Raw genomic sequence first — 15,833 nt, forward strand, 5'->3', positions numbered from 1 at the left:
CAGGAGGTGCGGGGGCAGGAAAACGATCTGGCCGAATTATATCAACGGGCCGATGAACATTCAGCCGCGAATCCGACAACCCGCGAGGCACTTGTGACGCTTGCCGATCGTAATTCCGGCCGCGGTAGCCCGAACGCGCCGACGGATCCGCGCTATCGCCCGGAATTCGGGCCGAAGTAACGGTCTTCAAAACTACGAGCCCAGCGGGTGAAGCGATTTTCTTCGATGGCCAATCGCATGGCTCGCATCAGGTCCTGGTAAAAGTGCAGGTTGTGCAGTGTGGCGAGCGTCTCGTACAGCGGTTCATTCGCGAACAGCAGATGGCGCAGGTAGGCTCGGCTGAACCCACTGGCGCAGGCAACGCACTGGCACGACGTGTCGATGACGTAACGGTCTTTTCGAAATCGCTTGTCCTGAATCCGCATCTTGCCGTCCCACGTGAAAACGGTGCCTTCGCGAGCGTAGCGCGTGGGAATGATGCAGTCGAAGATGTCCATGCCGCAGCCGACGGCAGCGACCAGGTCTTCCGGCAAGCCCACTCCCATCAGGTACCGCACCTGATCCGCGGGCATCAGCGGAGCCGTGTGTCGGACGACTCGCACCATCGCGTCGTGCCCTTCTCCGACGGAAACTCCGCCGATGGCGTAACCCGGAAGTTTCAGCGATGTGACCAGTTCCACCGCCTTGCTGCGCAGATCCAGTTCCATTCCTCCCTGGATTATGCCGAACAGATGCTGATGATCCTGCAGCGGACATTCCCTGCAGCGTTTCAGCCAGCGCTGAGTGCGGTCCAGCGATTCGGACATGTATCGTCGCGGCGCTTCGTGGTCGACGCATTCGTCGAAGGCCATCACGATGTCGGCGGATAGTCGCCGCTGAATGTCCATTGCCGTTTCGGGAGACAGCATCACCTGTTCGCCGTCGCCACCCTTTTTGCCACTGCGAAACCGGAAGCTGACGCCTTCTTCGGTGATCTGCCGATCGGGAAGGCTGAAGACCTGAAAGCCGCCGGAGTCGGTCAGAATGGTCTGGTCCCAGCGCATCATGCTGTGCAGGCCGCCGAGCCGTTCGACGATCTGCGTGCGGTCGAGAATGCCGAGGTGATACGTGTTCGCCAGCACGACCTGAGCACCGGTTTCGGCGACCTGCGACGGCAGGACGCACTTGACGGTGGCCTGAGTTCCGACCGGCATGAAGGAAGGCGTTTCGACAACACCGTGAGCGGTGACGAAGCGGCCCCGGCGGGCTCGATCGCTGGACGCCAGCAACTGAAAATGCAGACCGCCGCCGGGAGTCCACTCAGGAATGGATGAGTTCATTTCTGCAAAATTCGGCGCTGCGATCGTGCTGTGCAATGGTTGAGGCGCCGTCACCGTCTTACGACTTCGGAACCACCAGTTTCAGAAATTCCGGCAGGTACTTTCGCCACAGCTTCCATTCGTGGCCGCCATCAGTTTTCTTGTAAGTGTGCGTGATGCCAAGTTTCGTAAGTTGAGCTGTAAAGCCGTCGTTTCGATCCAGCAGGAAGTCGGACGTACCGATTGGAATCCAGAAGTGTTTCAGCCGATTTGCGGATGGCTGCGGTCCGCTGAGCGACGGGTATTCGTTCACCAGCTCCTCTTCAGATCCGCCTGGCGTCGCCGCGCTGAAGGCCCCGATCGCGCTGAATGTGTCCGTATTCTTCAGTCCAGTGTCGATGGCGTGACCACCGCCCATTGACAGGCCGGCAATGAACCGCCCGTCGGCGTCGTGCTGGACGCGATAGGTGCTTTCCAGATATGGCAGCAGGTCGCGCGTCAGATCCTTTTCAAAGGCTTCGTTGTTCGTGCCGAAATAATCATCCGGACGTTCGCCGAATTTCACCGGTACGGGGTGGCCAAACGGCATCGCGACGATGATGGGCTGAATCTCGCCCATTGCGATCAGGTTGTCGACGATCAGGTGAGCTCTGCCGACTTCGGTCCACGCGGTTTCATCGTCGCCGTATCCATGCATCAACAGCAGCAGCGGATACAACTGATCGGACGTTTCGGAGTAACCTGGCGGCGTATAAACCACGACTGGCCGAAGATGTCCGACGCTTGTCGACTGATAATAGCTGCGATGAACAATCCCGTGCGGTACGTCCTGAAATTCCGTCTGCAGCGGCGGCTGGCCAGGAATCTCCACCATGCTGGCGAGCGTAAACCACTTCTTGACCATGCGGTTTGACGGATCAATCATCCGCGTTCCGTCAACAGTGAAGGAATAGTCGTGGATGCCGGCTTCCAGCGGCTTTGTTGTGGCTTCCCACAGCCCGGAGGCATCCTTCCGCAGCGTGAGCGTTATACCGGCGATCGATGCGTCGACCGACTTTGCGGACGGCGCCTGCAGCCGCAGCGTCACGGCACCGTCGGGATGTACTTCGGGTGACTGAAAACTCTGGCTGTAACTTTCCGGTTGCGTCATCGAAACCACAATACTGAAAAGAACCAGCCGGCAAAGGCCTCTCCGCGAGCGACGACTGCCGGTGACCCGGAACGGCCGGAATGGTTACGGACAAACACATGACGCGGCTCCTTTCTTCAAACGAAAAACCGGAGTCGCGATAACGAAATCGCGACCCCGGTGGTCTGGCAACTCATGAGTTTATCATCGATCGCCGGAAAAGCGAACGGTGCGGCGACGCGCTACAAAGAAGTGACCGCGACAAGCCGATCCGTGTCGACTTCGCGAATTCGGACCGTGGCGGTCTTGCCGGGTTCGATAGTGCCCGACGGATTGACGCTGGATACCTCACCGTTGCGAACAACGTCGATACGAACGGAATAGTCGCATCGCTGACCGTTGTAGCGTGACGGCACTCGGAATTTTCGCGTCGTCCCCGTTTCTGAAACCAGCTTGCCGCCGGAATAGATCTTTGCGTCGGCCGGAACTTCAAGCACCAGCAGCGCGTAGGTTGTGGGCTGTGGGCTGGCGGCCGTGGCAGCCACTTGAGAAGCGGCAGGACGGCTGCCGGACGTTGCCGCATACCCCGCTGCCGTCGAACCGTAAGCGGAGTAGCTCATTCCGTAGGAACCGGCGGACCCATACGAGCTGCTGTATCCGCCACCGTATGATCCGCCGCCGTACGAGCCGGATCCTCCGGTGGAGCCGTATGAAGACCAGCTTCCGCCCGTTGATCCGTAAGAGCCACCCCACGACGAAGAGCCACCGAACGAGCCGCCAAACGATCCGCCGTGAGAATGCGATCGTCGCCGAGCTCGACGGCACTTGCGACAGTTGCACGTATCGCAGGCCGTGCAGGTATCATATGACCCACCAGCGGAACCGAAGGATCCACCGTCCGAACCAAATGAACCGCCGCCGGAACCGAAGGAGCCTCCCCCGGAACCGAATGACCCGCCTCCCGAGCCAAACGACCCGCCACCGGAACCGAATGATCCACCGCCCGAACCAAACGATCCTCCGCCAGAGCCGAATGATCCCCCAAACAGCCCGTGTTTTCCGGCTTCTGCTTCAGCGGACAGCACGAAGCCGGCCACAGTCAGCATCGCCAGCAATGCCACATACCTCTTCATCAATCCTCCCCTCGATACAAGTTTCGCAGCCAGTCTAAACAGGGTTTTTCATTGCGACGATTTTCTCTATCACAAGTCCCCAATGACCCCAGACTCTAATAAACGCCTTCGGCATGTCAACTTAAATCGTCAAGGAGATCTGAGTCGATCGCGAGCTTTAAGAGGCGCCGGATGACTTGCACGACCGCCCGGGTACAAGCTGCCGCCTTGAAGCTCGCATCGCCCCCGCCGACCGTGAAGCGTCTGCACATGTCGCGGTGGAGTCGCCTCCCGTTGGCGTCGTGTCCAACGGGATTCAGCATCATTAATCCGCACGTTGGCACGCCGCGATCGGAAACGTCGCCCATGACAGTGGCAACGACAGAACGACCGTCATTCGTTCCCGATCCGGCCGTCGATTCGATAGAGTTCCCTGCGCGAGCGTACCGCCGACACTTCGAATGAAAGGACCGGTCTGATGTTACGAACGACAGCAATAACTTCTTGTGGGCTGCTTGTTTTTGCGTATGCACTGGTTCCGATTGCCGCGGCGAAGGACGTCGAACCGCTGGCGATCGGTTCAAAAATTCCGGACTTCAGTCTGCCTGCGGTCGACGGAAAAACGTATTCCGTCAGCGACTTCAAAGACGCGAAAATGCTGGTCGTGATCTTCACCTGCAATCACTGTCCAACCGCGCAGGCATATGAAGATCGCGTATTGAAACTCGACGCCGACTATCGCGATCGGGGAGTCAGGCTGATTGCGATTTCACCGAACGATCCGCTTGCGGTCCGGCTGGACGAACTGGGTTACACGGACGTCGGCGATTCTCTGGACGACATGAAGTACCACGCCAGGCGCCGGGGATACACGTTTCCGTATCTGTACGATGGCGAGACTCAGCGTGTTTCAACGGCGTTTGGCGTGCTGGCGACGCCGCACGTGTTTGTCTTTGACAAAGACCGCCGACTGCGCTACCAGGGTCGGATCGACGATGAGGAAGTCAAGACGCCGACGTCCCACGATGCTCGTAATGCAATCGACGCACTGTTGGCGGGCAGGCCGGTTCCCGTGGAAACGACACGGGTCTTTGGCTGTTCCACCAAATGGGCCGACAAGCGAGATTCCGCCAGGCAGGCGGTGGAGAAATGGAATGCCGAACCGGTCGAACTGACAACGGTCGACGCAGCGAAGCTGAAGGAAATTGTTGCCAACCGGACGGAGAACTACCGGCTGGTCAACCTTTGGTCGATCACCTGCATTCCCTGCATCGCCGAACAGCCGGAGTTCGTCACGATCAACCGCATGTATCGCGGCCGGCACTTCGAAATGTTCACGCTGAACACTGACGATGTGGAACGCAGCGACACGGCGCTGAAGTTTCTGAAGAAGAATAAGGTGTCGAGCGAAAATCTGATTTTCACCGGCGGCAGTCGTGACGAACTGGCAGAGATCGTCGATGCCGAATGGCAGGGGCCGTTACCGTATACCCTTCTGATCGAACCCGGCGGAAAAATCGTCCGACGCTGGAAGGGTGAGATTGATCCGCAGGAAGTCAAGACAACTCTGGCGGACCTGCTCGGCCGCACTTACGCCAGCAGGAAGCAGTAGTGCGGCGTCAGGCGGCCTCGATAGGTCGTGTGCCACTGGCCGTGCCAGTGCTCTGCAACCTTGAACACACTGGCGCAGCCAGTGGCACACATCAAAAATACGATGGACAAGGCAGTCGTCAGTGCCGGCCTGCGGACACGCCAGGTAGCAGTCTCGCCAAGGTGCGAATTGCTCGCCAACGCTTTGCGCGATCTGGAGTCACATTCCCGGGATCATGCTGAAGACCTTGTCGATGACGTCTCTCGGGATCGTCACGTTCAGTGTCACCACCGAGCCGCTGCTGGTGACGGAGACGTCGTCGATCAGTCTCTGCGCAGCGTTTTTCAGTTCGTCGTTCACGAACGGTGACATCGCCATCTGCCGATCCAGGTTTCGTTTCGCATCTTCCAGGTCCCTGTCCGCCCGCTCGACGCTGGCAGTCGCCTGTGCGCGGCTGTTGCAATTGACCTGAAAGTTCAGTTCCGCGCTGCCGGAAAGATTGATTCCCATCGCAATGCCTTTTGCGTCTCTCTGCAGTGACGATCCCATTGGAGTACGAAACGTGGACCCGGCGGCGCCTGGTTCGCCGACAAGCAGGATGTCATAACGGCTGCTGGCAAAGTCGAACTGACGAAAGCGATGTTGTTTCCCTTTCCCGTCGATCGCGGCAACCACCTGACTGCGCTGTCCGATGACAATCGTGCGGGAATCCGGCAACCATCCGTACCGGCCGTTGAGCGAATAGATCACTTCGCCGTTGTAGGTTTCCTCCGACCGGCCGCTGACCGACTGTGCCGCCAGCAAAGAGCCGGCAACCGGGACCCGCGTTCTGACCACCATCACGCCTCCGGAACCTGAGGGCAATCCGCCGAACATGCTGCCGCCCATGCCTCCCGAGCTGATCCCGAACGTCACGCTGTCGATGTCGCTCAGGTTGAGGCCCAGCTGCTGTCCCATCGCGGCGGTTGCATTTTGAAACGTCGGATTACCGGCGATTCGCTCGCGAAAGATTGCAGAACTGGCCACGTCGGCGACGTTGATCTTCATGAAGCCCGCGGTGTCTGAAGGCATGTAGGAAAGGTCGACGATGTTCCCGCCGATTCCGGGCAGAAACTTCCATGCAACGAGCCCCAGGCCTCCGATCGCAAACATTCCCACGACAACCGCGACGGCAATCGCCACGATCTGGCCGGTGTTGTTTGACGAACGGCTCGTTCGCTTCTTCGGAGCTGACGGCGGCAGACCGGCGTCGTAGCCGAAGTCGTCGGCGCCGGTGAACGGATCGTCGTAGTCTTCGACGATGTTTGTGGTGTACGGGTTGTTGTGGATCTCGTCTGCATCGTCGTCGTACACTTCGGCCGCGACAGCGCGAGTTCGCCGTGCCGGCCGGGGTTCCGATGTGTTCTTTGGCTGTGGTTTTGGCTTCTTTCCGGCCTTCGGCGCGGAAGCGCGACGCATGGCCATCTTGGCGGCCCGCCTTGCCTGCGGTGACAAATCGGCGGCCGGCGACTTTGCGGGTGCCTGTTGACCGTCCGCTTGCGGTGCGGCGGCAGCAATTTCGGCGCTGGCGGCTCGCTGAGGCGCTCGGACGACGAAAACCGTCTTGCAGGTAGGACATCGCACCTGCTTTTCACGCTGAGATTCCGCCAGCCGAAGCTGTCGAGCGCAGCCGGGGCAGGAGATTTCAAACTTGTCCATGCTGACCCGCCGCAGAAAAACTGATCGAGCGAAAACCGGCCGCGGGATTCTACTGGCATCCGAAATCTCATGCCATGTTTTCCGCCGTGATTCACGCCAGCCGGATGCCGCGACCGCCCGTTCGCCGGGACGCTGTATCCGGGGTGACTGCCCGGCCCTGGCAGGCTGTGTTCGAGCGCGGCGAATTGCGACTTGGACTGACTTGCTTACAATCCGGCCGGAAACGTCCGGAATCACTCAACGACAAGTTCAGCCCATGCCTTCTTCCAATCCCTTCGGCGCCGAAGCCACACTTTCTTCCGCCAGCGGTGACGTCCGTTATTTTCGACTTCGCAAGCTTGCCGAGGATGGTGTTGGTGACATCGACACGCTGCCGTATTCCATCCGAGTCCTGCTGGAAGCCTGCCTGCGACACGTGGACGACTTCATCGTTACCGCGGATGACGTCAACAACCTTGCGAACTGGAACGCACAATCGCCGGCCGAAGTGGAAGTGCCGTTCAAGCCGGGGCGAGTCGTTCTGCAGGACTTCACGGGAGTGCCCGCGGTCGTCGATCTGGCCGCGTTGCGAAGCGCCATGGTTCGGATGGGAGGTGATCCGACGAAGATCAATCCGCTGGTTCCCTGCGACCTTGTCGTGGACCACAGCGTGCAGGTCGATGAGTTCGCCAGCCGACTTGCGCTGAAGCACAACGTGGAGATCGAGTTCGAAAGAAACGCCGAGCGGTATGAATTCCTCCGCTGGGGGCAAAAGGCGTTTCGAAATTTCAGCGTGGTGCCGCCGGCAACCGGAATCGTGCATCAGGTGAATCTGGAATACCTGGCCAGCGTTGTGATGGTCACGGACGGAGTCGCTTACCCCGACAGTCTGGTCGGTACCGACAGTCATACGACGATGATCAACGGTCTGGGAGTCGTCGGCTGGGGCGTTGGCGGAATTGAAGCCGAAGCTGTGATGCTGGGGCAGCCGATTTACATGCTGACTCCGGAAGTCGTGGGCTTCAAACTGACCGGCCGGCTTCCTGAAGGAGCCACCGCGACCGATCTGGTACTGACGGTGACTCAGATGCTGCGTGCTCACGGCGTTGTCGGCAAATTCGTCGAATTCTACGGCGAAGGCATGGCAAAGCTGGGACTGGCCGACCGGGCGACTTTGGCCAATATGGCTCCGGAGTACGGCGCGACGATGGGCTTCTTCCCTGTGGATGCCGAGACACTTCGGTATCTGGAACGGACCGGCCGTTCGAAGGAACTGGTCGATCTGGTCGAACGCTACACGAAGGAACAGGGATTGTTCCGTACCGATGATTCACCGGAACCGCGATTCAGCAGCTCACTGAGTCTGGACATGAATACCGTCGTGCCGTCACTGGCCGGTCCGAAACGGCCCCAGGACCGAATCATGCTGACGGCGATGAAAAGTCAGTGGGAACAGGATCTGCGAAATGTCTTTGGCCGTCCGACTGCCGCAAAGGATTCAACGACGGAATCAATGGTGTCAGAAGGCGGCCCGACACCGGCGATGGCAACGGCGGAATCGCCGGCAAACGGAATGAATGGCGTGGAAATTGACGTCGACGGCGGGAAGGCCCGGATAAGAGACGGCCACGTCGTCATCGCCGCCATCACAAGCTGCACCAACACCAGCAATCCCAGCGTGATGATCGGGGCCGGACTGCTGGCCCGCAATGCGGTCGAAAAAGGACTTCGGCAGAAGCCGTGGGTGAAGACCAGTCTTGCTCCCGGAAGTCGCGTTGTTACCGACTACCTGGAAAAATCCGGACTGAACGCTTCGCTCGACGCGCTTGGTTTCCAGACGGTTGGCTACGGCTGCACGACATGCATCGGAAACAGCGGTCCTTTGCCGAAGGTTGTTGGCGACGCCGTTGACAAGGGCGATTTGGTGGTCTCCGCCGTCTTGTCCGGCAACCGAAACTTCGAAGGTCGGGTCAATCCGCAGGTCAAAGCCAACTATCTGGCCAGTCCGCCGCTGGTTGTCGCCTACGCAATTGCGGGTACGGTGGATATCGACATGGATAGCGAAGCGCTCGGTCAGGACTCCTCCGGCAATGACGTGTACCTGCGCGACATCTGGCCGAGTCAGCAGGAAATCGCCGACACGATCGCTTCGTCCATGTTGCCGGACATGTTCAAACAACAATATGGCCATGCCACCGAAGGGCCTCCCGAATGGCAGGCGATCAGAAGTTCCGACGGCGATCTCTACGAATGGAACCCCGACAGCACGTACGTTCAGGAACCGCCGTTTTTTGTCGACATGCCGACCGAACCGGCTCCGATTATGTCGATCAACGGGGCGCGGTGTCTGGTGTCCGTGGGCGATTCGACAACGACCGATCACATCAGCCCGGCCGGTTCGATCAAGCCATCGAGTCCCGCCGGAAAATACCTGCAGGAACAGGGAGTCGCCGTCGCGGACTTCAACAGCTACGGCAGCCGCCGCGGCAATGACCGAGTCATGACGCGCGGGACGTTTGCCAACATCCGCCTGAAAAACAAGCTCGCTCCCGGGACGGAAGGCAGTGTGACGATCCACTTTCCATCCGGCGAACAGACATCCATCTATGATGCCGCGATGAAATATCAGAAGGAAGGAACGCCGCTGATTGCTCTTGCGGGCGCTGAATACGGTACGGGATCGTCCCGCGACTGGGCGGCGAAGGGAACGTTTCTGCTGGGGATCAAGGCCGTCATTGCCACCAGCTTTGAACGCATTCATCGCAGCAATCTGGTCGGGATGGGAGTCCTGCCGCTGCAGTTCCGTGACGGCGAAAGTCGCGAGTCACTGGGTCTGGACGGCACGGAACTCTTCGATATTCGACTGGACGATAACCTGCAGCCTCGTCAGGCCGTCGAAGTTGTCGCCTGCCGCCCGGACGGCGAAAACACGCACTTCGTCACGACCTGCCGCATCGATACGCCAGTGGAAGTCGTCTACTATCGCAACGGAGGAATTCTGCACACGGTGTTGAGGCAGTTGGCGAAGGGCTGATTTTCGATTCGTGCAGTGTCACAGGTGCCGGCACAGTTAGAATGAGGTCAAAACCAAACGTGGCTGGCACGTGGCTGAACTCTGCCAACGGGGGTGGCTGATGTCGATATTTCAAAGCTCGGAACCAAAAGTGAAGGTCAGGTTGACCTACGATGATCTGGTCCAGTTTCCGGAAGACGGCAGGCGGCACGAGATCATCGATGGGGTCCACTACATGAGTCCGTCCCCGGTTCCGTACCATCAGGTGCTCAGTCGTGAACTGCTGATCCAGCTCTGTGAGGCGTTTCGCGAGATTGGTCTCGGTCAGGTTTTTCACGCACCGATCGACGTTCAGTTCAGCGAACACGATGTCGTTGAGCCGGATCTGATCGTGGTTCTCAATGACAACCCCATCGTGACGGAAAGCAGAATCGTCGGCGTTCCGGATCTGCTGATTGAAATTCTGTCACCGTCCACATCCGACCGTGACCGGAATCTGAAGAAGCGGCTGTATGAAAGTTACGGCGCGCCGGAATACTGGATTGTCGACCCTGACAGGAAAGTTGTTCAGCAATACGTTTTTGAAGGCGCCGCCTACGCGGAACCGGTTTCGTGTCCGGAGCAGATCACATATCGGGGCGTCGACAATGTTGTGGTTGACCTGCTGAAGATCTGGTAGCGGTCAGCGCAGCCGCTCGTCCATCCGCCCAGCCATCCATCCGCGATAGCTGTCAGAAGCACTCGATACCCTTCAGCCGCTTGCGCATCGCAAGGAACGATTCCAGCAATTGAGCCGGAATCTGCGGCTGACGAGCGATCAGTGATACCAGGTCGGATCGCACGACCATCCGAGCCGGAATTTCGTCGATGGAAAGTTCGCACCACGTACTGCGGCGGTCGTATTCGATCGTCAGAGAATTGTCATCGCGGTCTTCGACGTGATCGATGAAAGCCTCCAGATCAATCATCGCCGGCGGCGTGAATTCGACGGTATCAAATGACTGACCGAACACCGACGCGAACTCGCCGCTGAACAATTGCTCCGGGCTGCGGAATTCCGATACCTGGCGCCGCCAGATGGCCTGCGATGTTTTGGTGGAATCGAGCGTCACGGAAACCCGGTAGTCGAACCATGGCGTGGAAATTCGTGCCGCTCCGTTTTCCGGATCGCTGACCTGCAGTTCCGTGCGCCGAAAGCGAAACTGGCGGCGAAACTGAGCGAAGTGTTCGTCCAGATCGCGGCTCAGATCTGCTGCCGCAATACGCGCCACAAATGCCGAGGCCCGGTCCGAAGCTTCCGCGGGAACCTGATGACCTTTGCGAAATCCGCTCAGGTCGCGCACCCGAGTCGTCTGTTCCCGCACAAGTGCGACGTCGATCATGCCTGCGTCGTTGTCATTCATGACCGAAGGAATACCGCCGGTATCCCCGTGTTTCAACTGAACCGATGTGCTCGACGGTTGCGATTGCGTCCGTCGCCCGGCATGCGCAGTCGCTCGCCGAAACATGCCGGATAGCGCATGATTCGCGGCTACTGTCGCGGTCCCCACCGCGCAATCGCGGCCAGAGGAATGCCGGGCGATGTTGCCGTCTGATGACTCCACATTCCGTCAGGACCGATTCGCCGCCGTGCGACGCCGGATGATCAACGGTCATCTGAAGGCCCGCGGCATTTCGGACGACCGTGTGCTGGCGGCCATGGCCGGCGTGGCTCGCGAAGAATTCGTTCCCGCAGCCCTGCAAGACCTCGCCTACGACGATCGCGCGCTGAAGATTGGTCTGGGGCAGACGATTTCTCAGCCGTACACCGTTGCCTTTATGTGCCAGGCCGCGCTGCCGGGCGAACGTGACCGCGTGCTGGAAATCGGCACGGGATCGGGATACGGAGCCGCGGTATTGTCGCGACTGGCCGAACACGTGGACACCATCGAACGTTTGCCCGAGTTGGCCGAAACGGCGCGCTGCCGGCTGCGCGACACGGGCTGCAGCAATGTCACGGTCCACGTCGGCGACGGAAGCCGCGGACTGCCGGAACAAGCTCCCTTCGATGCAATCATCGTCACGGCTGCCGCCCCGCACCTGCCGCAGCCGCTGGCGGATCAGCTCGCGGAGGGCGGGCGGCTGGTGATTCCCATCGGTGATTCCACTTATGGACAATCCATGATGCGGTTCACGCGACAGGGTGCCGATCTGATTTCCGACAATCTCGGTGGCTTTGTGTTCGTACCGCTCATCGGTGAGTTCGGTGTGCCGGAAGACGACGATTCGGAAACGGATTTGGAACCGCGGATTGGGTTTTGAACAACCATCTCGCGACGCGTGTCCGTCAATCGCGGGAATGCGAATTGGCGAAGTGCGGGCGGTCTGGCGATGTCGTCGACCGGGGAATCGACCCCCTGACAGCCTTCACCCTGCAACCCGATCGCTGCGCGAGGGAGATTCTTCCGGTCTTGTCTGACGCTTTTATGTACTCACCGTTGCATGAACAAAGACGTCCCGCAGATGCGGACGTGGTACGGCGCAGCGGATTTGCTTCAACACGCGCTGCGCCTGGGACGCGGCGCTCGACAGGAAGTCCGGCGAGAACCCAATGACATCGCCGACGCCGAAGACATTTCGGCACCAGGTTTCCAGATTGCCACCACACCACAGTTGCCCGTTTTCGTCGGGTTCGACGCCGATTTGTGATAACCCGAGATGTTCGGTGAATCCGACGGTTCGCCGACAATCGACGACATCGGCATGGTCGATGGCGCACAGCGATCCGGTTCCTGAAAGGCCAAACTCCGACGGATGGAACGCCACCGCGACTCCCGCGGCCTGTGCCAGATCCAGCATCACGGCGTTTCTGTCGTCGCGGGCGACGTGACGAGCTTCGACTCCAAACAGACTAAACAATGCCGCCAGCCCGGCGCCGAACACGTCGCCCCCCAGCAGGCACAGGCTATCGGGCAGACGAGCTCCCTCGAACAGGGATTCCGGACGAAGAAAGGGTACCAGACCCAGCGGTCGGTGCATCGCCGTGTGACGCACGCCGGTCCCGATCACGAAGTGCTTTGCCTGCAGCATGCTTCGTCCGCAGCGAATGCCCTCCGATACGCTCGCGCGGTCTGCGGACAGGAACCTGGCCTCACCCAACAGGACGTCAATTCCCAGCCGGTCCAGAGTCTGAATGTGTTCCGCGGTTTCATCAACAACGGCACCGGAGATCAGCTTCTGAAGCAGCCGGGGAGTCCCCGCTTCGGCAAACAGCCGACGGCGTTCCGTCGTGCGGTCAACCAGCAGGTCGGCGATCAGCCGCTGAAGTGCCTGACCGACCAGCCATGATGAGTGCCGCGATTCCGGAATCACCGCTACGGTCTTCAGCCCTGAGCCCGCTGCCGCCAGCAGCATTTCAAACGCGGCTTCGTCGTTTCCAATCACTGCAATGTCGTAAACCACCGACCTGTCTCCTGCCAATCAATTCCTGCGTTTCAACCACCGACTGATTCGGTTCCGGCGTGCGCGACGGGGCGCATATCCGGGTGTCTGCGTAAGCTGATCGGCAGGTGAACGGTCATACCAGGAACGGAACCGGCGTTATTCAGGTAAGATGTGCGGCAGACGGGCGAATATGCGTATGAGACGGTCCGCGACGGACGGTCCGGATATGCTGACGTTCCGGCCTGTTCCGGTGCCGTCAAAACCACCGATGGGTACGTAACACATGAAACCGCCGATATCCGCACGGCTTGCCGAAATCCGCGGGAAAACGTGATCCATCCATCCAGCGCAGTCGTTGATGAATCACGACGGCAAGGTAGGCTGGTGCGGTACGCTCTAGTTCTGAAACCGGACAATCGCTCATGTCATCCAAACAAGTGCAGTTTGAAATGCGGCCCGAAGACTTTGGCCGCATCGCGCGCCCCGTCCTGATCGGGCTGTCAGTCATCGCGGTGATCGTCATCGCTTACAAGTCGATCTATCAGGTCGAGCCCAGCGAACAGGCGGTCGTCATGCGGTTTGGCCGCTATCACTCAACACAGGCTCCCGGTCTGCACTTTCGGATTCCGTTTGTCGACGACGTGCTGACCGTCGATGTCGGCGAACGGAATGTGCGATTGCCGTTTGGAGTCGACGGCGATCATCAGGCAGCAAACGTTCCGGAAGAAGACGTGCTGATGCTGACGGGCGATCTGAACGCCGCAGTGGTCGAGTGGACAGTTCAGTGGAAAGTCTCTGATCCGCAGCGGTATCTGTTCACGTTCTATTCCGGGTCGTCACGCGAAGAAGATCAGGATCGCTTTCTGCAGTACATCCTGACGGTCGTTGGCCGCACAGTGATGAACCGACTGGTCGGCGACTATTCCATCGGTGAGGTGCTGACCAGCAAGCGGGAAGAGATCAGCTTCAAGGCCCTCGACGCCACTCGACAGATGCTGGACAAATACGACTGTGGCATTCGAATTACCAATCTGCAGCTTCAGCGTGTCTTGCCACCGAGTCAGGTGCGAGCTTCCTATGCGGCGATCAACGAAGCCGATCAGACACGCGACAAGCTGGAAAATGAATCGAATAAGGAAAAGAACACGCTGCTGCCGAAGGCCAAAGCCGATCGCGACAAAGCGATCCGCGAAGCAGAGGGCTATGCCGCCCGGCGGCGTTCGGAAGTCAAAGGCGAAATTGATGCCCTGATGGCTCAGTACGAACAGTTTGCGAAGGCTCCGCAGGAAACCCGGCAGCGGCTGTATCTCGAAGCACTCGAAAAGGTTCTTTCACAGGTCGACGACAAGACCATCATCGATTCCGATCTGCAGCAACTGCTGCCGCTGCTGAATCTGAATGAAGGGAGCAAATAATGGCTGCCAGCAATAATGTCAAAGGGCCGGCGATCGCTGTTGTCGCTCTGTTCGGACTTGCCGTGCTCTACAGTTCAGCATTCACAATCAATGAACGCGAACTGGCTGTTGTCGTGGAATTCGGGAAGCCCGTCCGCGGCGTTGAGCAACCGGGCCTGTACTTCAAGATACCGCTCATCCAGGAAGTTCGCCGACTGCCAAAGACGCGCCAGTTCTGGGCCAGCGGCGCCAGCGACGTGCTGGAGGCTCTGCCGACGAAGGATGGAAAGAAGGTCGAGATCTCAATCTGGGCCATGTGGCGGATCACCGACCCTGAAAAGTTTGTGAAGGAAATGCGAACCGTTGAGAACGCTGAGCAACAGGTGATTCAGCGCGTTCGGGCCAGTGTTCGCGATGTCATCACGGCGTATGACCTTTCCGAAGTGGTTCGCAGCACGGATCGCGAACTCACCAACTCGTTCGGACTCACGGATGTTCCGGATGCCGTCGGCGGTAAGGATGCCGTCGCAGACGTTCTGAATCCTGCCGGGGAACAGACTTCAATCAGGATCGGTCGCGAAAAAATCGTGGCGGAGATCCGTCAGCGAATTGAATCCGTCCTTGGCAACACGGAAGGAGAGACATCCGAGAACTCCATCGACCGCGGCATCGAACTGGTCGACGTGGGAGTCAGCAATATCGGCTTCGCCCCGACGGTCCGCCAGGCGGCTTTCGATCGGCTGAAGGCGTTCATGGAAGCCATCGCCGCTCGATACGAGAACGAAGGTCAGCGGCGCAAACAGGAAATCATCAACGAGACCAACGCGGAAGTGGAAAAGATTCGCGGTGAAGGTGAAGAACAGAGCAAGCGGCTTCGCGGTGAAGTCGAAGCCGAGATCATTGAACGATACGCGACCGCCATTCGCACAACCGGTGACTTCTACAACTTCCAGCGGACACTGGAAGTGTATGAAGCGGCACTTGGCAACGGCACTCGGCTGATCCTGACGACCGACAGCGACCTGTTTCGCATGCTGAAGGATGTCGGAGCCGGCGCGTCCGCAGCCGGCCAGCCCGAGACTCCCTCTCAGTCCGCCGGAACGCCGTAGCAGTCCGGGCTCCGCGCTCGCATATCGCGAGAAATCTGATTCACTGCGGGCATGATCGCAGCGACCCCGAAGTGCGGGCGATTTCGT

The 15,833-nt window shown here is 59.2% G+C and carries 12 protein-coding genes; 6 read left to right on the top strand and 6 right to left on the bottom strand.

Annotated features, from left to right (window positions below; translation table 11 throughout):
• Nucleotides 1-152 precede the first annotated feature (152 nt).
• The 3 genes from tgt to R3C19_06755 form a co-directional block, all read right to left on the bottom strand.
• A complete protein-coding gene (gene tgt, locus R3C19_06745) occupies nucleotides 153-1,319 on the bottom strand; it encodes a tRNA guanosine(34) transglycosylase Tgt (GenBank protein MEZ6060040.1) in 1,167 nt (388 codons plus the stop codon).
• Nucleotides 1,320-1,377: 58 nt separating this feature from the next.
• Complete coding sequence (locus tag R3C19_06750; protein MEZ6060041.1) at nucleotides 1,378-2,448, bottom strand: alpha/beta hydrolase-fold protein; 1,071 nt, start codon at nucleotides 2,446-2,448, stop codon at nucleotides 1,378-1,380.
• A gap of 221 nt (nucleotides 2,449-2,669) precedes the next feature.
• Entirely contained in the window at nucleotides 2,670-3,047 is a 378-nt protein-coding gene (locus R3C19_06755; protein MEZ6060042.1) for a hypothetical protein, read from the bottom strand.
• A 970-nt stretch (nucleotides 3,048-4,017) separates the two neighbouring features.
• Between R3C19_06755 and R3C19_06760 the strand changes: the two genes are divergently transcribed.
• Nucleotides 4,018-5,151 (top strand): redoxin domain-containing protein, encoded by a 1,134-nt coding sequence (locus R3C19_06760; GenBank protein ID MEZ6060043.1) that lies wholly within the window; start codon nucleotides 4,018-4,020, stop codon nucleotides 5,149-5,151.
• A 198-nt stretch (nucleotides 5,152-5,349) separates the two neighbouring features.
• On the opposite strand, the gene R3C19_06765 is transcribed toward R3C19_06760, so the two are convergent.
• Entirely contained in the window at nucleotides 5,350-6,828 is a 1,479-nt protein-coding gene (locus R3C19_06765; GenBank protein ID MEZ6060044.1) for a hypothetical protein, read from the bottom strand.
• A 256-nt stretch (nucleotides 6,829-7,084) separates the two neighbouring features.
• Here R3C19_06765 and acnA point away from each other — a divergent pair, with 256 nt between their 5' ends.
• Together acnA and R3C19_06775 are read left to right on the top strand one after the other, a co-directional pair.
• Nucleotides 7,085-9,841 (top strand): aconitate hydratase AcnA, encoded by a 2,757-nt coding sequence (gene acnA, locus R3C19_06770; GenBank protein ID MEZ6060045.1) that lies wholly within the window; start codon nucleotides 7,085-7,087, stop codon nucleotides 9,839-9,841.
• Between the two features lie 100 nt (nucleotides 9,842-9,941).
• A complete protein-coding gene (locus R3C19_06775) occupies nucleotides 9,942-10,499 on the top strand; it encodes a Uma2 family endonuclease (protein MEZ6060046.1) in 558 nt (185 codons plus the stop codon).
• A 52-nt stretch (nucleotides 10,500-10,551) separates the two neighbouring features.
• On the opposite strand, the gene R3C19_06780 is transcribed toward R3C19_06775, so the two are convergent.
• Nucleotides 10,552-11,223, bottom strand: coding sequence for a hypothetical protein (locus tag R3C19_06780; GenBank protein MEZ6060047.1), 672 nt, complete (start codon nucleotides 11,221-11,223; stop codon nucleotides 10,552-10,554).
• A 178-nt stretch (nucleotides 11,224-11,401) separates the two neighbouring features.
• Between R3C19_06780 and R3C19_06785 the strand changes: the two genes are divergently transcribed.
• Nucleotides 11,402-12,121, top strand: coding sequence for a protein-L-isoaspartate(D-aspartate) O-methyltransferase (locus R3C19_06785; protein MEZ6060048.1), 720 nt, complete (start codon nucleotides 11,402-11,404; stop codon nucleotides 12,119-12,121).
• Between the two features lie 162 nt (nucleotides 12,122-12,283).
• Here the strand turns inward: R3C19_06785 and R3C19_06790 are convergent, their stop codons facing one another.
• A complete protein-coding gene (locus R3C19_06790; protein MEZ6060049.1) occupies nucleotides 12,284-13,261 on the bottom strand; it encodes an FAD-dependent oxidoreductase in 978 nt (325 codons plus the stop codon).
• A 404-nt stretch (nucleotides 13,262-13,665) separates the two neighbouring features.
• Between R3C19_06790 and hflK the strand changes: the two genes are divergently transcribed.
• Together hflK and hflC are read left to right on the top strand one after the other, a co-directional pair.
• Nucleotides 13,666-14,658 carry an FtsH protease activity modulator HflK gene (gene hflK / locus R3C19_06795; GenBank protein ID MEZ6060050.1) on the top strand — a complete coding sequence of 331 codons (993 nt, stop codon included), beginning with the start codon at nucleotides 13,666-13,668 and terminating at the stop codon, nucleotides 14,656-14,658.
• A complete protein-coding gene (gene hflC, locus R3C19_06800) occupies nucleotides 14,658-15,746 on the top strand; it encodes a protease modulator HflC (GenBank protein ID MEZ6060051.1) in 1,089 nt (362 codons plus the stop codon). Before hflK ends, hflC begins: the two co-directional genes overlap by 1 nt.
• Nucleotides 15,747-15,833 lie beyond the last annotated feature (87 nt).

It is taken from the genome of Planctomycetaceae bacterium, assembly GCA_041398785.1.
GTDB lineage: Bacteria > Planctomycetota > Planctomycetia > Planctomycetales > Planctomycetaceae > JAWKUA01.